This is a genomic window from Flammeovirgaceae bacterium, from assembly GCA_015180985.1.
GTDB lineage: Bacteria > Bacteroidota > Bacteroidia > Cytophagales > Cyclobacteriaceae > UBA2336.
In genome coordinates, this window is sequence record CP054185.1 from 3,338,053 (window position 1) to 3,360,039 (window position 21,987).

Here is a 21,987-nt window from a genome sequence, read left to right on the forward strand (position 1 = left end):
TCAGGGCCAGCTGAGCTAAGGAGGAATTCCTTCAAAAAAGGAGTGCAATATTAAGGTACTCCTGTTTCAAAATCAAATCAATTAACCCTGTTAATCAGAAGCCTTTCGGTGATTACCCGGATTTTTTTTTGATGAATCAGAAAATTATAATTAACTTTGAAAATAAAAGTACTTTTAAATGAAAGAAACCCACGATTATCAACACGACATCGCCTCCATCCGGGAAGTCATGGAACGCTCCTCCAAATTTCTTTCGCTTAGCGGCCTGTCGGGTGTGATGGCCGGTGTGTACGCCCTGGCCGGGGCCGTGGTGGCCTACCACCTCCTTTACTATCCGCAGGCACCGCTCGGATCACCTCCGGTAACGGCTACCCAGGCAGTAATCCTCCGCCTGCTAACACTGGCAAGCGCAGTACTTGTCCTTTCAATCGGGACAGCCATTGCAATGAGTTATCGCAAAGCTAAACGGGCCGGCAGCAGCATCTGGAATAAAACCAGCCGGCAGTTGCTGGCATTGCTGGGTATGCCCCTGGTAACCGGAGGCCTGCTCATCCTTACCTTTATTATCAATAAGTATTTCGCCCTTATTGCACCGGCCTGCCTTGTCTTTTACGGTCTTGCTTTGGTAAACGCCAGTTCCATAACAGTTAAGGAAATCGGCTACCTGGGATTTTCACAACTTTTACTGGGTCTTGTTGCTGCCCTGCTGCCGGGTTACGGACTTATTTTTTGGGGTGTTGGCTTTGGCGTACTCCACATTATATATGGAGCAGTAATGCATTACCGATACGATTTGTGAAAAATCCGTTTGAACAACTGGACCGGATCCTGGAGCACCGCGTGCGCCTGCAAATTATGTCGGTGCTGGTGGCCAACGATTCGTACGATTTCAATTCGCTGAAAGAGGTACTAAACGTTACCGATGGCAACCTGGCTACTAACCTGAAAGCACTGGAAAAAGAAAAATACCTCGTGGTTTCAAAATCGTTTGTAAACCGTAAGCCAAACACCAAATACAAAGCCACTGAAAAGGGACGAGCGGCTTTTAAGAAACACCTTGATGCCCTGGAAGAACTGATAAAAAACCAACACTGATAATTTCAATCAATAACTTTCTATGGAAAACCTGCCATCACCCACCTTGCTCGACCGGTTTAACCGCTGGCTCAGTGAATCCATTACCATAAAACTGCTATCCATTGGCTTCCTGGTGCTCATCCTGCTGATACCCGCCAGCTGGATTGAGCACCTGATGGAGGAGCGGCAACAACGGGCTGAATCAGTCATTACCGAAGTTTCCGAAAAATGGTCGGGCAGCCAAACGCTGTCCGGGCCGGTGCTAATCATTCCGTACAAATACCGCGAAACAATTAAACTTGAAAAAGGTCAGGTTGAAGTAAAAGAAACCATCCGCAAAGCTTTTTTCCTGCCGGAAACGCTGCAGATAACCGGGGTCGTTAATCCTGAAAAACTGCACCGCGGAATTTTCGATGCCGTTGTGTATGAAGCATCCCTTACTATGAACGCCTCGTTCAGCAAGCCGGATTTTAAGCGACTGGATATTGCCGAAGACAGGGTGCTGTGGAGTGAAGCCCACCTGGTAGTTGCCGTGAGCGACCTGCGCGGCATCAGTAAAAATCCACCCGTGGTATCACTCAGCGAACATGCACTTACTTCTGAACCTGCCCAACATATCGGCATTGCCGTAGGCCAACCAAGGCCGCCTGCACACGCTGTGGTTTCTAATGCACTTTCTCTTCCAAATCAATCAACAACCGGATTCACAGTGGATGCCAACTGGAACAGCGAAGCCGATTTTAACTCCGAAACTAAAATTTCATTCACGCTGAAAGGCAGTAGTGCACTTAGTTTTGTGCCATCCGGAAAAACAACCTCCGTAAACCTATCGGGGCCCTGGCCTGATCCCAGTTTTGATGGCGACTTCCTGCCTTCCACGCGCGAGGTAACCGAAACAGGCTTTACGGCAACCTGGCAGATTCTTCATTTCAACAGGCCCATCGCACAAAGCTGGAAAGACCGCGAGGATGAACTCTCCGGTTCAGCATTCGGCTTAAAACTGCTGATGCCGGTTGACCAATACCAAAAAAGCATACGCACCGCTAAATACGGAATATTAGTTATACTACTCACTTTTGTTTCGTTGGTACTTGTAGAAATTACCCAACGCATCCGAATACACCCCTTTCAATATATCCTGATTGGCGCTGCACTGATTATTTATTATACCCTGTTGCTCAGTTTCTCCGAACAGGTTGGTTTTGGCATGGCTTACTGGATAAGTACAGTGGCCACGGTGGTTTTGTTAGCTGCCTATTCCACCACCTTCTTTACCATGCGAAGACTAACCGTATTGTTTGCGCTTTTGCTAGCGGCTTTTTACACCTTCATCTTTGCCATCATCCTGCAGCAGGATTATTCGCTGCTTATCGGCAGTATCGGCTTATTCCTGGTGCTGGCGGCATTGATGTATTTCAGCCGTAAGGTAAACTGGTACAAAGAAAAATTGTCGTAAGACTTATTCTTTTGCCAGAAACGGATACCGATAATCCTTAGGTGGAACAAAGGTTTCCTTGATGGTGCGCATAGACACCCAGCGCATCAGGTTTACTTTGGCACCGGCCTTATCGTTGGTGCCCGAACCCCTGGCTCCGCCAAACGGCTGTTGACCTACCACCGCCCCTGTTGGTTTATCGTTTATATAAAAGTTACCGGCTGCATGGGTAAGTTTTTTAGTGGCCAACTCAATAGCGTAGCGGTCTTGCGCAAAGATGGAACCGGTAAGCGCATAAGGCGAAGTATTGTCCACCAGTTCGAGTGTCTGTTCAAAATTTTCCGAATGATACACATAAACCGTCAGCACCGGGCCGAAAATCTCTTCGCACATGGTAACCGATGAAGGATCCTTTGTTTCGATGATGGTGGGTTCAATAAAGTATCCTTTCGATTTATCGTACTTTCCGCCTGCAATAATTTCATTCATCGGATTTTTGCGCGCAGTTTCTATATAGCCGGTAATTGAATTAAACGCTTTTTCATCAATTACGGCATTGATAAAGTTTGAGAAGTCTTCGGTGCCGCCCATTTTCATGGTTTTCAAATCCTCCAGTACCAGTTTTTTTATTTCTGCCCACAAGTTAGATGGGATGTAACACCTTGATGCAGCCGAGCATTTCTGGCCCTGAAACTCAAAGGCTCCGCGAGATATAGCTGTAGCTACTTCGCGCGGGTTGGCGCTTTTATGCACCATGATGAAATCTTTGCCACCGGTTTCGCCAACAATGCGCGGGTAGCTGCGGTAGTGGTGAATGTTGTTGCCGATGGTCTTCCACATGTTCTGAAAAACACCCGTGCTTCCGGTAAAGTGAATACCGGCAAAATCTTTATGGTTAAAAATAACCTCACCGGCATCAGGGCCATTAACATAGATAAGGTTGATGACGCCATCCGGAAGCCCGGCTGCCTTCAATACCTGCATGATCACATTGGCGGCATAGATTTGTGTGTTGGCCGGTTTCCACACCACCGTATTGCCCATCATGGCTGCGCTGGTGGGCAGGTTGCCGGCAATGGCCGTAAAGTTGAATGGTGTGACTGCAAAAACAAAACCTTCAAGCGGGCGGTATTCCATGCGGTTCCAGATGCCGCCAGCCGAATCGGGTTGCTCGCTGTAAATCTGGCTCATGTAGTATACGTTGAAGCGCAGAAAGTCGATCAGTTCACAAGCTGAATCAATTTCAGCCTGAAAGGCATTTTTTGATTGCCCCAGCATGGTGGCTGCATTAATTTTATAGCGGTACGGGCCGGCAAGCAGTTCGGCCGCTTTCAAAAATACACTGGCGCGGTGTTCCCAGCCCAGGTTTTCCCATAACTCCTTCGCACCCAGCGCAGCATTGATAGCCTGCTCCGCATGCGATTTATCGCCCTCATGATAGTGTCCCAGTACATGCTTGTGATCGTGCGGAGGACTGAGCAGCTTTTTCTTACCGGTACGTACTTCCTCGCCACCGATGTACATCGGGATATCTTCTACCCGTGAACGGGCTTCATCAATAGCTTTTTTCAACAACGCACGCTCAGTAGTACCCGGAGCGTATGAATACACCGGCTCATTCTTCGGAACCGGAACATGGTAAAAACCTTTAGGCATAGAACTAATGAATGATTTTCAGGGTGGCAAAGTTAATCAAAGCAGTGAACAAAGTTCCTTCAGGCTGCGGATTTCGTGTTTTACCGACACATCATGCTTTACACCTTCCGGATTAAAAAAAACTGCATCCACTGCGGCATTACGCGCTCCGGCAATATCGGTAAGCAGGTTGTCGCCTACCATAATCGCCTCTGTTGAAGATACTCCGTTGGCCGCCAGGGCAAAATCAAAAATCTGGCGTGCCGGCTTTTTGTAGCCGGCTCTTTCGGAAGTTACAATGTGCTTAAAATAACGCGTAAGCTTACCGGAAGCCAGCTTGGTGTGCTGTACATCATCAAACCCATTGGTAACCACAGTTAACGGATATTCTTCAACAAGGTACTGCAGTGTTTCTTCGGCTCCGGGTAAAAGCTTTCCTTTTTTTGGTGATGCGCTGATGTAATCCTGCGAAAGCTGATTGGCCAACCGGTCGTCTGCAACATTAAATGCATCCAGAATTTTTTGAAAACGCTGTTCGCGGATTACGGTGCTATCGATACGGCCGTGATCATATAAATACCAAAGTTCCTGATTAATCCGTTTAAAAACAGCATGAAACTCCTCAAATTGGATAATGCCCTTTTGTTGCAGGCCATGCTGTTCAAAAAGTTCATGCAGGGTATCGCGTGAGTTTGCTTCATAATCCCACAGGGTATGGTCCAGGTCAAAAAAAACACATTTGTACTTCATGGTTTAAGGGCGCTTTTCTTCCTGCACATGCCAGGCTTCTCGATGCAGTTTGTTTACGGCCAGTTCGCGGTTAGAGAAGAGGGTTTGATACAGTTGCTGATCTTTTTGCAATTGCCGGTCTTTTCGCAAAAACTGAACTATCTGGTTAATGATTTCCTGAACTTCCTCTTTCATCTCATAAAACACCCAGTGATTATACCTCCGGTAAGATAAAATTCCTGAATTTTTAAGGTAAATCAGGTGCCTGGACGTCTTTGCCTGGGTAAACTCCAGTATTTTTTCCAGATCAGAAATGCACATGGCCCCGTTATGAAAAATAAGACTCAATATCCGCAGCCGCGATTCATCGGCACAGGCTTTAAAAATCTGCGCACCCAGTGTAAGATTGAATGTTTTTAACCGCATACAGCCAACTAAATGATGAACGGTATCATCTTCACCAAAGATAATGGAATACTTTGCTTGCCCATTGCGCTATTAGGCGGTTGCCGCCTGAATGCGTATTTTTGGAACTTTGTGGAGCAATAAAATACTGTTGACGTGACCAAAAGGTACTTTTACCTGTTTCTTTTAACGATCGTTTGCGGAACCGCCTGCTTTCAGGCGCAGGCCCAAAATCAGCGCAGAATCATTCAACTCTCGGGCGTTGTACTGGGTGAAGACGATAACGACAATGTGTACCAACTGCCGGGTGTGCATGTGTATGTGCCAAAAGCCGGCCGCGGAACCACCACCAATGCCTTTGGTTTTTTTTCAATGCCGGTATTGGTTGGCGACAGTATCGTTATCAGTATGGTCGGTTATGAACGCCAGCATTACATTGTACCTAACCACCCAAGCGAATACCTTACCATTATTATTGAGATGGTACAGGACGTTACCTACCTAAAAGAAATTGAAATCATGCCATTCCCCACGGAAGAAGTTTTTAAAGAAGCCATCCTTGCCCTTAACATCCCCACTGATAACGGCAAGATTGATAAGAAAAACCTGAACCAGGAGTTGCTGGCCCTGATGGTAAAAACCACACCGATGGACGGCCCCATGAACCAGCGCTATTACCTTGATCAGTGGGCAATTGCTCAGGGACAACAATACGCACCGATAACCAATCCTTATCTGAACGTTTTTAATTGGGCCAAATTCTTTAAGTCGCTCAAGCAGGATAAGAAGAAAAAGTAGGGTTTGGGTCTGCTTACATTAATTGCTAATATTGCAACCCAAAATTGAGTTCGGGGTGTAGCGCAGCCCGGTTAGCGCACCACGTTAGGGACGTGGGGGTCGGAAGTTCGAATCTTCTCACCCCGACAAACTTTTTTACGGCAATCATACCGATTGCCGTTTTTGCTTTTATACAATAACTATTAACACCTGCATATCAGGACGTGGGGTCGCCCCGCCCTGGCAGAGTAATCTTTAAGCATGACAGGAAAGTAGTGTCGGGGAGTTCGAAAATAAATACCTTTATAAGCTAATCTTCGCTTCTATGAAAAGAGTCTGTTCCTTCCTGATATCGTTCTGCCTTCTGTGCATTCTGCTTCAGGCTCAGCCAGCGGATACCCTCAAGCAGGTGGATGAACTTTTCTCTTCGTGGAACAATGCCACACCGGGAATGGCCGTGGCCATTGAACGCAATGACCAATTGATTTACAACAAAGCATTCGGGCTGGCCGATCTGGAGCGAAGTGTGCCCAACACAACCAACACCATATTTGAATGCGGCTCGGTGTCCAAACAATTTACCGCTGCAGCCATTCTGTTGCTGGCTAAGGAAGGCAAGCTTTCACTTAGCGATAATGTAAGAAAATACATTCCTGAATTACCCGAATACGATACCCCCATCACCATACAACACCTGCTTAACCATACCAGTGGGCTTAAAGACTGGGGCGTGATTTACGGGTTGGCCGGCTGGCCACGGTCAACCCGCGTATATACGCAGGAACTGAGTTTCGATATAGTATTTAAACAGCGATCGCTCAACTTTACTCCGGGCAGTCAGTATTCGTACAGCAATTCAAATTATGTTTTACTGGTGCTGATTACCGAGCGGGTTTCCGGACAATCGCTTGCAGAGTTTACCACCAGTCGTTTTTTCAGGCCGCTTGGGTTAACCCACACGCAATGGCGCGATAACTTCCGTGAGGTAATCGCCAACCGGGCCGAAGCCTACCGGAAAAACGGTAACCGCTATGAACACGACATGCCCTTCGAAAATGTGCACGGCCCCGGTGGTTTGCTTACCACTACAGCCGATTTACTGCGTTGGAATAAATTGCTTGAAACGTACGAGATTCTCGGACCGGATATTTCTGCCCTGCGGATTAAACCCGGCAAACTTACCAGCGGAAGTGATATTGATTATGCAGCCGGATTAACCATTGGCCAGGTAAATGGCTTTAAAGAGATTAGCCACTCAGGCGCCACAGCGGGCTACCGGGCCTGGCTGGCGTACTATCCTGAAAAGAAATTATCGGTTGCCATCCTGAGTAACGATGGAAGCTTCAATCCTGCACGGGCAGGCCGTAACATTGCCGAAGTGTTTTTGGGAAAGCAACCCGAAGTAAAAATTGCCGAACCCACACGGTTTATTGAACTATCCGAAACTGAAGCTAAACGCTATGAAGGCTTTTTCCGCATCATTGATCAGGATTATGTTATAAAAGTTGATAACAACCAGGGTAAACTCAGCATTAAAGGCGATCCGGTAAAGGCGGTGCATCCGGATACCCTGTACTTGGGCAGACTCGGATGGTTGATTTCTACTTCTAATGGATTGTTGCTAAAAACTCCCGGACGAACAGAGAATCTTGTTCGAACCAGTGCTCCACCCTCAAGCCTGAAAGAACTAAGTGTGTACACGGGAACGTACACCAGTGCCGATGCCGATGCCACCTTCCGCATTGAAGCGAAAGAAGGACACCTGCTGGTTCATCGGAAGCCAGGCGACTCATTTAAACTGCAGCCCATTTTCAAAGACGGCTTTCGCACCGATGATTTTTCAGTTTTTGAATTTACCCGCGATAAACGCGGAACAATTACCGGTTTTTTGGTGACTTTATCCCGTGCCAAAAATGTTCCGTTCAGAAAAAAAAATCCATAGTATCAGTTTATAGTAATGCGATTCAGCAAGCCGGTAACAACAAACAGGGCCAGGTATAAAATTTAACCAAAAAATAATACTCCTCTCTCCATCCATATTAATAAAATGCCTATTATATTTGCCCGCCTGATTGGTAATGCAAACCAAAAAAGTCATATTATCACTCCTCCTTTTATTGAATTACTTTGCTGGTATTTCTTCGGATTTAGCCTCTAGTTCAAAGGACAGGCTGGCACCACTTACAGAAGAAACTGTCTTTCAAAGTGCCTCCATTGAGAGCACAACGCAAGCATTGAAAGTTGAATTTGATTCAGAGCCTTGCGTTCGCTCAAAAACTATTTTTTGCAGTCCTGTTATTATTTCAATTGTCATCCAGGAAGTTTCTTTACTTCCACAAGTCTGTTTTGGATTTCCAGACAACGTTTCGCACTCAGTTCACTCGGTCAGTTCAGTAAGTACCACTGTTCTTTTAAGAAAACTACGTCTTTAATTACGTATCTTCTTTAGCTCCCGTGTAATGACTTAATCTGTCATTACTCCTCAATTCCTTTTACTAATTTTTTTTAACATGAAACTAATGGTAATAGCTATTATCATGTCGGTTATTATACCGACAGGGTATGGGCAACAAACACTGTCCCTCCAATATAATGAGGCGAAATCAAGGCTCATGAATGAGAACTTGGCGCTGCTTGCGTCATATTACAATGTCAACATCGCCAAAGCTGAGGTGAAGCAAGCTAAACTTTGGAATAATCCGTATTTCATCTTCAATGGCGATCTCTATTCAAACGAAACAAACGAGTATTTTCATTTCAGAAATCAGCACCTGCTTCAAATTGAACAAACATTTTCGTATGCGGGCAAGCATACCAACAATGTAAAACTAGCGCGCATCGGTGTTGAAATGGCTGAAAAGCAACTGGAGGATGTGATGCGCTGTTTACTTTTCGAAATGGGCAACATCTACAATAATTTAGCTGCGCTTCAGGAAAAACAGGGACTTTACAATCAGGTTATCTCGAATTATGACCGCTTGATGGAAGCAACCCGTAAACAATTACAGGTGGGTGCTATCTCGTTAACGGAGGCCTTGCGTTTAGAGTCTGAGTACATAGCGGTAAAAGCAGAGGCACTTCAAAATTACAACGACATGGAAAGAGCTATGGCTGATTTGCGGACCATGCTAAGGCTTCCTGAAAATACATTGATTAGAGTTGAACTAAAACCTCCGCTGCTAGTTCAAACGTTCGATTCGTTAAGTCTCTCCGATCAAGCTATTAGCATTCGACCTGATTTGGAAGCCATGAAAATCAGCAAGCGATACCAGGAAAGAAATTTAAAACTTCAAAAATCGATAGCTGTACCGGATGTGAAGCTGGCGTACCAACCCCGCGATCGGGGCAGTAACTACGTTAGGCCCTATCAAGGGTTTAACGTTGAATTTGCTGTTCCATTGTTTGATCGTAACCAGGGACGAATTCAATCGGCAGAGTTTAGTGTAAAAAAAATTGTTCTTGAAATTGAACAAATGGAAAACCGGGTCCGAAATGAGGTAATGGCTGCTTACAAACGTTACAAAAATTCCAGCATTGGCCTCACCAACTATAAGCCGGAGTTTATTAACCAAATCAGGCAATTGAATGAAAGTACCAATCAAAATTTCCAAAAAAGAAATATCAGTCTGCTGGAGTTTATTGACCAGCAGCGGATTTTTATTCTTACCAACATTCAACTGATTGAATTGAGGCAACAATACTTAAACAATGTAAATGAATTAAACTTCACCGTAGGCACTACCGTGATTGAAAACTGAAAATAACATAATTATGAAAAATCTGATTTATCCATTTGTCTGTATCTCATTGCTTTTGCTTTCATGCGATAAACACGAGGATTCAACGGTTGTAGCCTCCGAGCAGCCTAAAAACAACATTACCTTCACGGCCGATCAAATGAAAGAAATAAGCATTGAAAAAGCCAGCCTTATTCCGGTTTCTGAAGAATTTACGGCTGTTGGTGAAGTGAGTTTTGATGAAGACAACGTAGTCAGAATCTATCCAATTGTTAGCGGCTCTGTCGATAAAGTAAGTGTTTCGCTTGGCGACTATGTGCAGCGCGGGCAATTACTTGCCACTCTACTAAGTACGGACATTACAACGTTTCAAAGAGATTACAATGTAGCTAAGGCAGACCTTGAAGTAGCTGAGAAAAATATGAGCCGGGCCAATGATTTGTATTCAAGCGGCATGATGTCAGAAAAAGATTTTGCTGAAGCTAAGAAAGACTATACTAATGCAACTTCCGATTTTAATGAGAAAAAGCAAATTCTTGAATTATACGGTGGTTCTTCCGATAGGCTGGACGCTGTTTTTCGTGTAGTAGCACCCCGGTCAGGATACATTGTGGAAAGAAACATTAATGAAGGAACACAAATCCGTACTGATAATAACACAGCTATACTTACAATTTCAGACTTAAAAACAGTTTGGATTTGGGCCAACGTCCATGAAAGCGACATGTCAAAGGTAAAAGTTGGTGATAATGTTTCAGTGAAGACTATTGCTTATCCTGAAAAAACCTTTACCGGAAAAATAAGCACTATCGGGACCATGCTCGATCAGGCTTCTCGCGTGATTCGTGTTCGCACAGAGTTAAACAATGAAGATGGTTTGTTAAAACCTGAAATGTTTGCAACAGTCACAATCACTTCTCAAACCAGTGAAAAAGTTTTGGCTGTCCCTCAGCGCGCATTAGTGCTTGAAAACAATAATTACTATGTCATGAAAGAGGTGCAAGCCAACACCTTTGCAAAGGTACAGGTCACTATTGGTAGAAAATTCAGTGATTTTGCTGAGGTAACCGTTGGATTGCAGCCGGATGACCGAATAGTAGTAAAAGGGTCCTTATTCGCTGTGAACGCTTATAATTTAAACTAACTGCCTTACACAATTTAGACCATGAATAATTTTATAAAAGGCATTATTGGTTTTTCACTAAAAAACAAAGCCTTGGTATTTCTGGGCACTGTAGTGGTTATCGCTGCCGGTATTCGTAGTTTTCTTCTTACACCAATCGAGGCATTTCCTGATGTAATCAACACACGCGTTGTAATTATAACGCAATGGCCGGGACGCAGCGCGGAAGAATTGGAAAAATTCGTAACAATTCCGATAGAAACGGAAATGAATGTAGTGCCCGATAAAACCAGCCTCCGGTCCATCTCACTTTTTGGGCTCTCTGTTGTAACGATCTTCTTCGAAGATCATGTTACTGATTTTACTGCACGGCAATTGGTATTCAATCAACTTCAGAACATGTCGCTACCGGAAGGAGCCGATGTAGAAGTGCAGCCGCCATCGGGGCCAACCGGTGAAATATATCGCTATACATTATTGGGGCCAGGACGAACCGTTCGCCAGTTAAAGGAAATTCAGGATTGGGTAATCGACAAGCGTATTAAAGCTGTTCCGGGAGTTGCTGACGTAATAAGTTTTGGCGGAGAAGTGAAAACGTACGAAGTAACATTAAACCCAAACTTACTTTCTTCATACAATTTCAGCGCTGAAGATGTCTTTATCGCTTTACATAAAAACAACAGTAACGTAGGTGGTGACGTAATCGAAGGCGGCTCTCAAACGTACCTTGTTCGTGGCCTTGGTTTAGTTAACAACATACAAGACATCGAATCCATCATTATTCAAAATGTTAATGGCACACCCATTCGTATTAAAGATGTTGCCAACGTGAATGAGTCATACCTGCCAAGGCTGGGCAAGGTGGGAAGAGGTTCTGAAGAAGATGTTGTTGAGGGAATTGTTCTATTAAGAAAAGGAGAAAATCCAAGTGCGGTTCTCAAGGAGTTAAATAAAACAATCGATGATTTGAATGAACGGGTATTGCCGGATGGGGTAACGATCAATGTTTTCTATGATCGAACAAACCTCGTTAACCTCACCATTCATACCGTTACTGAAAACCTGGTGGTAGGAATGCTTTTAGTAACGTTTATACTTGCCATCTTTTTACTCGACTGGCGAACCACTGTTATTGTTGCCATCATTATTCCGCTGGCGTTGTTGTTTGCTTTTATCTGCATGAAGATTAAAGGGATGTCGGCTAATCTTTTATCAATCGGTGCTATCGACTTTGGAATTATCATTGATGGAGCCGTGGTGATGGTTGAAGGTATCTTTGTTTATCTCGCCCACAAGCAGCATGAAATGGGTTTTGATAAATTCAGCAAAGCCTCAAAATATGGAATGGTGAAAGATGTATCGGTAGAAATGGGTAAGCCAATTCTATTCTCAAAGCTTATCATTATTACTGCGCTCATTCCAATTTTCGCCTTCCAAAAAGTTGAAGGCAAAATGTTTTCTCCTTTAGCGTATACAATGGGCTTTGCCCTCTTGGGTGCATTGATTTTTACGTTAACGCTGGTTCCGCTTCTCTGTAAGCTGTTGTTAAATAAAAATGTTCGCGAGAAGGATAACAAAATAGTAAAGGGGCTAGAAAATTTGTATAAGCCAACACTGCTTTGGTCGTTGAATAAGCCCAGAAATAGCATTTTACTTGCGGTTGCCATTCTGGCCTTAAGCCTTGGTGTCGGAACATTTCTTGGAACTGAGTTCTTACCACAACTCAATGAAGGTTCAGTTTATGTGCGGGCTAGCATGCCTCAAAGCATCGCATTCTCACAGGCGAATGAGGTTTCAGCCAAAATGAGAAAGGTCTTCGAAAAATACCCGGAAGTACGCGGTGTTATCTCACAGAATGGAAGGCCTAATGACGGCACCGATCCGACAGGGTTTTTCAATGTAGAATTCTTTGTGGACTTGTATCAAAAGGGCGAATGGCAAAGAGACATCTCTAAGGAAGAACTTATTCATCAAATGCAAAGTGAGTTAGCTGGCAAATTTCCTGGAATTGTTTTTGGGTTTTCTCAGCCGATTTCAGATAACGTACAGGAAGCAGTTTCCGGTGTGAAAGGCGAAATGGCCATCAAGATTTTTGGCGATAACCTGGCAAAACTTGAAAAGATGGCAGATAGTGTTCGTGCTATAATGGAAACAGTTGAAGGAGTACAGGACCTTGGAATTTTCAAGAGCCTTGGTCAACCCGAACTGCGTATTGAACTGGATCGCGAAAAAATGGCACGTTATGGTGCAAGTGTAGCGGAGGCCAATAATATTATCGAGATGGCCATTGGTGGCAAGAAAGTTTCAACTTTTTATGAGGGTGAACGCAGATTCGACATTCGTGTCCGGTACTCGCCTGAATTCCGTAAAAGCGAAAAAGAAATTGGCAAGCTGCTGGTTCCTTGCTCAAATGGAACTAAAATCCCACTTCGCGAAATTGCCGACATTAAACTACAAAACGGACCCGCCTTTGTTTATCGTGAGGGCAACTTAAGGTTCATCCCAATTAAATTTTCAGTTCGAGGCCGTGACCTGGGTAGTACCATTGCTGACGCACAACGAAAAGTTGGCGATCAGATAAAGCTTGATAAAGGCTATTCTATGAGTTGGAATGGCGAATTTGAAAATCAAGTTCGCGCATCAAACCAATTAAAGGTGGTAGTTCCTATTTCCATACTACTCATTTTTATGTGGTTGTTTTTTATGTTCAATTCCGCTAAAGACGCCACCATTGTATTGCTAAATGTTCCGTTCGCCATTATCGGTGGAGTATTAGGATTGTTTTTTACGGGCATAAATTTCAGTATTTCAGCTGGTGTGGGGTTCATAGCACTTTTTGGAGTCTGTGTACAAAACGGTGTTATCCTGGTGGCTGTTTTCAATAAATATGTACAAATGGGTGTGCCGCTTGTGCAGGCAATTACTCAGGGCGCTATGAGTCGCGTAAGGCCAGTAGTAATGACCGCGTTGATGGCCGGATTAGGTTTGATGCCCGCGGCTCTCTCTTCCGGAATTGGTTCTGAGACACAAAAACCATTGGCAGTAGTTGTCATCTGCGGGCTGGTATCAGCCACCATTCTCACGTTGATAACACTTCCTGCAATATACTATTTATGGAACAAGTCTGCTGTTAGCTGGACGGTGGAAGAAAATGATGAAAAAGATTTTGAGGATTATGAAACATAATATACAAGTAAACAAATATAAAAGCTGACTTATGAAAAAAGTACTGTCAATAATCGCCTTACTGTTTCTGGTGTATAGTGGCGAAACTTTAGCTCAGGAAAAAAAAGAAATGACCCCTGGTGAAAAAATATTGGCCGAGGCAGAACCTAAAAAAACGTTTGATAAAAAGTTCAGGTGGGGCATAAGCTGGAATCAATATTGGGGTATAATAACGGGAGATGGTTTACCTGAAGATTATTTTGCAAAGCCTTGCATTGGCTTCAACCTTCGTGCAGAATACTATCCGTTGCCATTTCTTGGTATTGGCGCAGGGTTCGGTGTTCAGCAACGTGGGGCGGGAATTAAAAACCCTGATTTCTATGGTGGTCCTTTTACCCACCCGTGGGAACCAAATTATGACCCCGACTCAACCTACCGCGAACGCTTGCGGATGAATACTATTGAGATTCCTGTAACCGTGTTATTAAGAACACCCAACGATGTCATCAAAGGAGTTCGGGTAAGCGGAGCTGCAGGGGTTGTATTTATCAAGAATGATTATGTAAAGAAATTCTTCCACAAACCTGAAGATGGCTTCCATAGCATAACCGATGTGTCGTCCGACTATATTAAAAACGATTTAGGATACCAGGTGTCATTGGGAGCCGATATTGATGCGGCAGGATCCTGTATTCTGCAGGTGCACCTTGTGTACACCAAAGGCACGAAGAATATTTACAAAGTGGAATCTGGTGATGGTCGGGCCGAAACCTACGGATTTAGAGTTGCTTGGCTTTATTGATGAAATGAAGAGGAATATTTTTGCACTATTTATCTTCTACTCATGTAATCTGTTTGCCCAGGATCAACTAAATGAACTGACTGTGGACAGACCGGGAATAGCAGAATCTCCTTATACAGTGCGCCCGGGAATGTTTCAATTGGAGACCGGACTTGACTACTATGACAGGTTGGGCGGGGAAATCTTTTTTCTGCCGGTTTCTCTCTTTCGTGTTGGGTTGAGTGAAAACTCGGAGTTTAGAATTTCTGCAAAAAATGTAACAAATAACACCTTTGATGAAAGTATGGCAGGTATTTCACCTGTTTCTTTAGGAATCAAGACCCATATCATTCACCAAAACGGATGGAGACCCGAAACGGATATATTAGTAAATGTGATCGTTCCAATAGGAAACTCACCGCTTCAGCCCGGCAAATTAGGTCATGAGGTACTCCTGCTTTTTCAAAATGACTTTTCTGAAAAGTATGCTATTAACTATAATGTGGGTTTGATCTGGGATGGGTTTTCGGAAGAAAGTATCTTTACAACTTCCTTGTGTTTCAATTATTTGCCTACAGAAAAAATAGGTCTGTTTGCAGAATATTTTAATTTCATCAGGTATCGTGATGCTGAAGAGTTTGGCATTGATGGCGGACTTACCTACCTGCTGCATCCACACATACAGGCTGATGCTTCAGTGGGATTTAGTTGGGTTGATCAGGAAATATGTTACTTCATTTCAACCGGACTTTCATTCAGGGTTGTCAGGAGTAAACCCAAACTACAACATTGAAACAAGATTTGAACTTGGCCCAAACTCCTTTGTTTTGTATATCGCTATTCTTACAGGTGCTAAATAAAGCTTAAGTAGCCCACCGAACCCAGTAGCCGGCTAATGACAGTGAACTGGGTTTATAGCATACCATACAAATCAATTTTCTATGCCCATAGCCGCTACATTGCAGGAAATTTAGCAAGGCTATATCCATAGAGGCAGCAACGAGCGTTACATAATCAACGACAGCAGAGCGAAGGCTTATCGTTGTGCTAATTCTCACTTTGAAGAGCAGTAAACAGACCCGTTCATCTCTCGCTTTAATTCACTCCGCCTCATTCTATGTTCATTACACGGCCAGAGTTTTTCTGGCTGCATATTGTGATTTCATTTTTTTTTATGGTGTTTAACTTTTAAAGCCATTCTTTCAATTATGATCGTGTTTCACTACCTCACAACAGACCGATTTCTTTTCCAAAAAACCAGGAATGGAATACCCGAGAGCAGAATCATCAAGAGGACAATCAAATCAAGGTGGTCAGTAATTCCGGGAAAAGATTTTCCCAACAAATATCCCGATGAAATCATCGGTATAACCCAACAAACCGCGCCAAGCAAGTTATAGAAAAGGAATTTTTTAAAGTCGATTCGAACAATTCCGGCCAGAATAGGTACGAACGTTCTTACAAGGGGCAAAAACCTGCCAACGATAAACGCCATCATACCGTATTTCTGATAAAATCGTTTTGTGATTTCGATGTAACTCTTCCTGTAAAAGAAATTTTCTTTCCGTTGATGCAGATAACCTTTCGCCCAAAAACCAAATCCATACCCAACAGTTGTTCCACCAAAAGCAGCTGCAACAACAGTTGTGATAAGTAGCCATAGCGGAAATGGCAGATATGGACTTCCGCAAAGAAGGCCGGCTACAAATAGCAGTGAGTCACCAGGCAGGAAAAAGCCAAAGAATAGCCCGGTCTCAGCGAAAATAATGAAGAGCAATAAGCCTATTCCGCCATACTCTATGATTGTTTCAGGTCTCAATAAATCCGTTAGAAAAATTTCCATTCTTAATAATGTGTTATGATCGTGGTGAACAGGGACGGATCAGACGACCCTCCTTAGCGATACATTGAAGACAGATGCAGTTAGCTAAGGAGCATGAATGGAAGTAAAAACATAGTACACATTCCGCAGATAGGTGTTTGTGAAGAACCCTTTCAATGAAATCAATTTGATTTCATTGATGAGGAACGTAAATCGATTGGATATCCATTCCGGGTGTATAGTTCTGAAGACTAATGTACCGGGAGCCGTGCCACTCTCCGTATAGCGAACCTGAGCTGGTGACACAAGAATACCCTTGCACGAAATGCCAACTTGCGATTGGTCAGACACGAACGTGCCGCTGGAAGGACTAAAGAGAATAGCAATAGAAAAGATAAAAGCAATAAGCAAAACTCCTGCTATGTTACGCGGTGCGTAGAACTTTATTGGAACAAATCTTTGAACGCCAGCAATGCAGGACGGGTGCTGTGTAATGGGTTGTGTGAAAGAGTTGTTCATGATAGCTCAGAAATTTATCTCACCTACAGGCTCCTTATATTCACCTTCCCATCGTGCTATCACAATTGTTGCGAGACAATTCCCTATGAGGTTAACTGCAGTTCGGGCCATGTCCATTAACTCATCAATACCAAGAATGGCCATTACTGGCCACAAGGGAAGACCAAAAGATGTTACAGTGCCCGCCAGAATCACCAATGAAGCACGGGGTACTCCGGCTATCCCCTTACTGGTAAGCATGAGGCTGAAAATCATCAGCACTTGTTCTCCTGTACTTAAGTCAATGCCTGCTGCCTGCGCTGTAAAAATAGAAGCCAGGGAAAGGTAAAGTGTGCTGCCGTCCAGGTTGAACGTATAACCGGTTGGCAGTACAAAGGATGCGATTTTGCGGGGAACACCAAGCTTCTCCATGTTCTCCAGCGCCTTTGGTAGCGCAGCCTCGGACGCTGTTGTTGCGAACGCAATCGAAGCAGGTTCAGCAACCGCCTTTATAAATTTCCTAATTGGTGCTTTAACCCACAACGCCACGGGAAGTAACACGATGAGGATAAAAGCAAACAAAGCGCCATAAAGCGTAACCAATAATTTAAGGAGGGAAGTCAATATACCGATGCCGAGGTGGCCCACCGTAACAGCAATTGCTGCGCCCACGCCTATTGGAGCAAAGTACATGATGATCCGGGTGAACTTGAACATGGTTTCAGCAAGGCTTTCCGAAAAATGCAGGATTGGTTTTCGCTTTTCTTCACTTACAAGCGCAAGCGCAATACCAAATAATACGCTGAAAACTACAATGGGCAGCACATCACCATGGTAGATCGATTTTGCAATATTCTCAGGAAAAATATGCAGTATCATATCTTGCCATGTTTGGGCTTTTACTTGCGGCAATTCCTGGTGAAAATCTTTTGGCAATTCAATTCCTTTACCCGCACCGGTAAGGTTAATGGCAATTACTCCGATGAGCAATGCGATGGTAGTTACAACCTCAAAATAAAGCAATGATCGCCATCCCATGCGGCCTACCTGGCGAATGTCGGAGTGGCCTGCGATGCCAACCACCAGTGTGGCAAATAAAATGGGAGCAATAACCGTTTTGATCAGGGTCAGGAATATCTTACTCAAGATTTGAAGATTCTGGGCAAAAGAGGGAAAATGAATCCCTGTCTCGGTACCGATTATCATAGCGACCAATATCCATGTCGTTAGCGAACCCTTTCGTAAGGCGTATCCGATGAGGGCTATCCAGGCAAGAAAACGACTCACGGTGAGCAGTGAATCGGGTATATCCATTACATAATAGGCAATACCATGTAATACAGAAGCTATTCCTGTTAGGATTAAAAACAGTATGAGAAATTTCTCTTTCATCGGTTTGGTGAGGGTGAATAAGAAGAGCCGGCCTGAAGTATTTCCTTCTTGCTATTGACCCTCTCCTTTAGTTTTACAACAAGCAGATACATAACAGGCACAAACACCAGCGTCAGAAAAGTGCCGAAAACAATACCGAAAATCATTGTCCATGAGAGCGGTCCCCAAAAAGCCACATTATCACCGCCAAAGAATATGTGTGGATTGAACTCGGTAAACAACGTAACAAAATCAATGTTAAAACCCACCGCGAGCGGAACCAGCCCCAATGTCGCTGCCATAGCCGTCAGAATAACCGGTGTCATTCTAGTTTTGGATGCTTCAACGATAGCCTCTTTTAAAGGAACCCCACGGCTGATCAGCAAATCCGTGAACTCCACCAGCAAGATTCCGTTCCGCACCACGATACCTGCCAGCGCCATAATACCTACTCCCGACATGACAATAGATATTTCCATCCTGAATAGTGAAAAGCCGATAAGCACACCGATGACACTCAGTACTATTTCAGCCATAATAATTAATGGCTTGCTGGTGGAGTTGAACTGAATAACCAGAATCATGAAGATCAAGCCAAGCGCAATCAAGAAGGCGACATTGAGAAATGATGCAGTCTCTGCCTGATCCGCCTGTTCACCAGTCATTTTTACCGTAACTCCATCCGGCACAGTAAACGATTCAAGACGTTCGTTGATTTCAGACACAACAACATTTGTGTTGTATCCGGTTAGTACATTGGATGAAAGTGTGATCACGCGCTTCAAGTCAATCCTGGTTATACCTGCATAGCTGTTGGAATAGTCGGTAGTAGCCATCGATGACAATGGCACCTGACGAACAACACCACCCATGCTCATATCCCTGTAGGTAATTGGAATGTTCATCAACGTATTGATATCATTGCGTTGATCTTCGCGAATTCTCAATTGTATCGGGTAATCATCATTTTCATCCCGGAATTTTGAAACCTCGGCCCCGTAAATTGCTGTCCGTAACGTAGCCCCGATTTGTTGAGTGGAAATACCTTCACGGTTTGCCTTTTCACGGTCTATCGAGACAGTGATTTCCGGCTTGTCGCTTTGAAAGTCCGATTTCAGTTCCTCGACACCGGGTACCTGCAGCGAATCCAGGTAACGTTTCAGGTTTGATGCTGTCTGCGTCAGCAATCCAAAGTCGTCTGCTGCGATCTCGATATTGACGGGCTTTCCGGTTGGCGGTCCATTTTGTTCCTGGCTTACCGTTATCTCGGCACCCTTTATATTTCTGACAGCATTTCTTATTTCATTCAGGTAGATGGCGGTGGATTTTCCGTCACGCCTTGCAAATTTTACAAACGCCACAGAAACTTTACCAAGATGCGGACTGGCTTGCGTGCCCCCGTCAAACGGATTTTCGCTCGCACCTATCGCCACGTTCGAGATCACCGATTCAACAATGCTGTTATCTTTCCCAACAGCACTAATGACGCGCTCTTCAACAACTTTGGTGACCGAGTCAGTCACCCGTTGATCTGTACCAATGGGCATTCTAACGTACGCAAAGATGAAGTTCGGATCTCCTTGCGGAAAAAAAACAACCGGGGGTTTGCGTATTGCCGTAAACACAATAGAAAACACAAACAGAAAAACAACGCCACTCACTACCATAACCGGACGCCATCCCTGCAGACACCAAAACAAGATATCTTTATATGTTGATTGAATGCGTGGCCATAGATTGTTCTGAAACCTGAAAATGAGTTTTCCGATTAAGAGATGGTACAGCACATAAAGAAGTACTAGAAATACTAGAAAATTACCGAAGCCTGTCCAGCCGATCAGATAGGATACCAAAGCCATCGTGCCAAAGATTGCACCAACCGCTTTGAAACCATTTGGTATCCGACCGGGCGCATTGTTGCCTGAATGATGTGGGCGCATGAAATCCGCAGCAAAAACGGGATTCATGATATACGCCACCAAAAGCGAAGCAAGTAAAGCGACAATTAGTGTAATGGGAAGGAAGACCATAAACTTGCCGATTACTCCGGGCCAGAAAGCCAATGGAATAAAGGGAGCAAGTACCACCAATGTTCCTGAAAGCACCGGTAAAAATACTTCCCCTGCTGCCACCTTGGCCGCCTGGCGGATAGGAACCTTACCATTATCATAAATGCGATGCGTATTTTCAATGACCACAATAGCATCATCCACCACAATGCCGAGCGCCAGCAGGAATGCAAACAGGGTCATCAGGTTTAAGGTAAAGCCCAATGACGGAAAAACCAGGAAAGCGATAAAACTGGATAACGGCACCGACAGGCCCACGAAAAACGCGTTGGTTACTCCCATGAAAAACATCAGGATCATGGTTACCAGCACAAATCCGATGATGATCGTATTGATCAGATCGTGAAGTGTCATTCGCGTATTATCGGACTGATCCGCGGTAATCGTTACCTTAAGCCCGTCCGGCAACACGCGTGCTTCGAAGTCACTGACAATTTCATTAATCTTGTCTGACGCAAGAATAAGGTTCTCACCACTTCGCTTGATTACGTTGAGTGTGATAACATTCTTTCCATCCAGTCGCGCAAAGCTTTGCTGCTCCTCGAAAGAGTCAACCACCTGTGCAACATCTTTTAGGTAAACTTTTCCCCCTGTGGTCGAGCCCACAACAGTGTTGCCCACCTGCTCAGCATTCCTATACTCACCATTAACACTGAGCGAGCGTTTCATCCCATCTACCGCAAGTTGCCCGGCAGAGATGATTACGTTCTCTGATCGAATAGCCGCGAATATGTCTTCCAAACTGACTCCAGCCAGCGCGGCCCGGTACAAGTCTACATTGATCTGCACCTCGCGATCCAAAGCACCTACAACATCGACCCTGCGGATTTCCTTCAATGCCTCAATGCGGTCTTGCATTTGTTCAGCATAACGTTTCAAGGTTTGCAGATCAAAATCTCCCGAAAGGTTAATGTTCATGATCGGTACTTCAGAAATATCAATTTCGATTACTTCCGGCTCATTGTCGAGATCACTTGGAAGATTGGTCTTCGCCCTGTCAACGGCATCTTTTACTTCCTGCTTTGCCTTGTCGATAGAAACATCGGGCTCAAATTCAATGATTACATTCGAAAAGTCCTGCACTGAATTGCTGGTGATTTTCCGCACCCCGGAAATGGACTTCACCTCTTTTTCAATTTCTTTCGTGATGAGGTTTTCAATATCGGAAGGTGATGCACCCGGATAGATTGTTGCCACAAACATCTGTGGAAAAACAACCTCCGGAAAATTCTCTTTTGGCAGTCCATTGTAGGTCATGATGCCGGCAATGCAAATGATCAGCGTTGCGACATAAATGCTTACTTTATTGTCTATCGCCCAGCTCGTAGGCCTGAATTCCTTGTTTGAATCTTGCATGGTGGTG

Annotated in this window: 17 protein-coding genes and 1 tRNA gene; 11 read left to right on the forward strand and 7 right to left on the reverse strand. The window is 44.3% G+C overall.

Going from position 1 to position 21,987, the window contains the following annotated elements; genetic code table 11:
• Nucleotides 1–178: 178 nt before the first annotated feature.
• The 3 genes from HRU69_15210 to creD are packed head-to-tail and all read left to right on the forward strand — an operon-like array spanning nucleotide 179 to nucleotide 2,533.
• Nucleotides 179–799 carry a hypothetical protein gene (locus tag HRU69_15210; protein QOI98747.1) on the forward strand — a complete coding sequence of 207 codons (621 nt, stop codon included), beginning with the start codon at nucleotides 179–181 and terminating at the stop codon, nucleotides 797–799.
• A complete protein-coding gene (locus HRU69_15215) occupies nucleotides 796–1,095 on the forward strand; it encodes a transcriptional regulator (protein ID QOI98748.1) in 300 nt (99 codons plus the stop codon). Before HRU69_15210 ends, HRU69_15215 begins: the two co-directional genes overlap by 4 nt.
• Before the next feature lie 22 nt (nucleotides 1,096–1,117).
• A complete protein-coding gene (gene creD, locus HRU69_15220; protein QOI98749.1) occupies nucleotides 1,118–2,533 on the forward strand; it encodes a cell envelope integrity protein CreD in 1,416 nt (471 codons plus the stop codon).
• Between the two features lie 3 nt (nucleotides 2,534–2,536).
• Here the strand turns inward: creD and pruA are convergent, their stop codons facing one another.
• The 3 genes from pruA to HRU69_15235 are packed head-to-tail and all read right to left on the reverse strand — an operon-like array spanning nucleotide 2,537 to nucleotide 5,302.
• Nucleotides 2,537–4,168 (reverse strand): L-glutamate gamma-semialdehyde dehydrogenase, encoded by a 1,632-nt coding sequence (pruA, locus tag HRU69_15225; protein ID QOI98750.1) that lies wholly within the window; start codon nucleotides 4,166–4,168, stop codon nucleotides 2,537–2,539.
• A 36-nt stretch (nucleotides 4,169–4,204) separates the two neighbouring features.
• A complete protein-coding gene (locus HRU69_15230) occupies nucleotides 4,205–4,897 on the reverse strand; it encodes a noncanonical pyrimidine nucleotidase, YjjG family (protein QOI98751.1) in 693 nt (230 codons plus the stop codon).
• Between the two features lie 3 nt (nucleotides 4,898–4,900).
• Entirely contained in the window at nucleotides 4,901–5,302 is a 402-nt protein-coding gene (locus HRU69_15235) for a metalloregulator ArsR/SmtB family transcription factor (GenBank protein ID QOI98752.1), read from the reverse strand.
• A gap of 135 nt (nucleotides 5,303–5,437) precedes the next feature.
• On the opposite strand from HRU69_15235, the gene HRU69_15240 reads away from it, so the two are divergent.
• The 8 genes from HRU69_15240 (at nucleotide 5,438) to HRU69_15275 (ending at nucleotide 15,657) form a co-directional block, all read left to right on the forward strand.
• Complete coding sequence (locus HRU69_15240; protein QOI98753.1) at nucleotides 5,438–6,079, forward strand: carboxypeptidase-like regulatory domain-containing protein; 642 nt, start codon at nucleotides 5,438–5,440, stop codon at nucleotides 6,077–6,079.
• 51 nt (nucleotides 6,080–6,130) lie between these two features.
• Nucleotides 6,131–6,205, forward strand: a tRNA-Pro gene (locus HRU69_15245).
• A 178-nt stretch (nucleotides 6,206–6,383) separates the two neighbouring features.
• Nucleotides 6,384–8,000: a beta-lactamase family protein gene (locus tag HRU69_15250; protein QOI98754.1), complete on the forward strand. Its 1,617-nt coding sequence runs from the start codon at nucleotides 6,384–6,386 to the stop codon at nucleotides 7,998–8,000.
• 670 nt (nucleotides 8,001–8,670) lie between these two features.
• A complete protein-coding gene (locus HRU69_15255) occupies nucleotides 8,671–9,816 on the forward strand; it encodes a TolC family protein (protein QOI98755.1) in 1,146 nt (381 codons plus the stop codon).
• Between the two features lie 13 nt (nucleotides 9,817–9,829).
• Nucleotides 9,830–10,939: an efflux RND transporter periplasmic adaptor subunit gene (locus HRU69_15260; protein QOI98756.1), complete on the forward strand. Its 1,110-nt coding sequence runs from the start codon at nucleotides 9,830–9,832 to the stop codon at nucleotides 10,937–10,939.
• A 21-nt stretch (nucleotides 10,940–10,960) separates the two neighbouring features.
• Entirely contained in the window at nucleotides 10,961–14,104 is a 3,144-nt protein-coding gene (locus HRU69_15265) for an efflux RND transporter permease subunit (protein ID QOI98757.1), read from the forward strand.
• Between the two features lie 31 nt (nucleotides 14,105–14,135).
• Entirely contained in the window at nucleotides 14,136–14,885 is a 750-nt protein-coding gene (locus HRU69_15270) for an outer membrane beta-barrel protein (protein QOI98758.1), read from the forward strand.
• Nucleotides 14,836–15,657 (forward strand): transporter, encoded by an 822-nt coding sequence (locus HRU69_15275; GenBank protein ID QOI98759.1) that lies wholly within the window; start codon nucleotides 14,836–14,838, stop codon nucleotides 15,655–15,657. Before HRU69_15270 ends, HRU69_15275 begins: the two co-directional genes overlap by 50 nt.
• A gap of 429 nt (nucleotides 15,658–16,086) precedes the next feature.
• Here HRU69_15275 and HRU69_15280 read toward each other — a convergent pair whose 3' ends face one another.
• The 4 genes from HRU69_15280 to HRU69_15295 all read right to left on the reverse strand — a co-directional run bounded on the left by HRU69_15280 (nucleotide 16,087) and on the right by HRU69_15295 (nucleotide 21,980).
• On the reverse strand, nucleotides 16,087–16,707 hold the full coding sequence (locus HRU69_15280) for a VTT domain-containing protein (protein QOI98760.1): 621 nt from the start codon (nucleotides 16,705–16,707) through the stop codon (nucleotides 16,087–16,089).
• Nucleotides 16,708–16,791: 84 nt separating this feature from the next.
• On the reverse strand, nucleotides 16,792–17,205 hold the full coding sequence (locus tag HRU69_15285) for a hypothetical protein (GenBank protein QOI98761.1): 414 nt from the start codon (nucleotides 17,203–17,205) through the stop codon (nucleotides 16,792–16,794).
• 6 nt (nucleotides 17,206–17,211) lie between these two features.
• Nucleotides 17,212–18,576 carry a cation:dicarboxylase symporter family transporter gene (locus HRU69_15290; GenBank protein ID QOI98762.1) on the reverse strand — a complete coding sequence of 455 codons (1,365 nt, stop codon included), beginning with the start codon at nucleotides 18,574–18,576 and terminating at the stop codon, nucleotides 17,212–17,214.
• Nucleotides 18,573–21,980, reverse strand: coding sequence for an efflux RND transporter permease subunit (locus tag HRU69_15295; GenBank protein ID QOI98763.1), 3,408 nt, complete (start codon nucleotides 21,978–21,980; stop codon nucleotides 18,573–18,575). The genes HRU69_15290 and HRU69_15295 overlap by 4 nt, the downstream gene beginning before the upstream one ends.
• Nucleotides 21,981–21,987 lie beyond the last annotated feature (7 nt).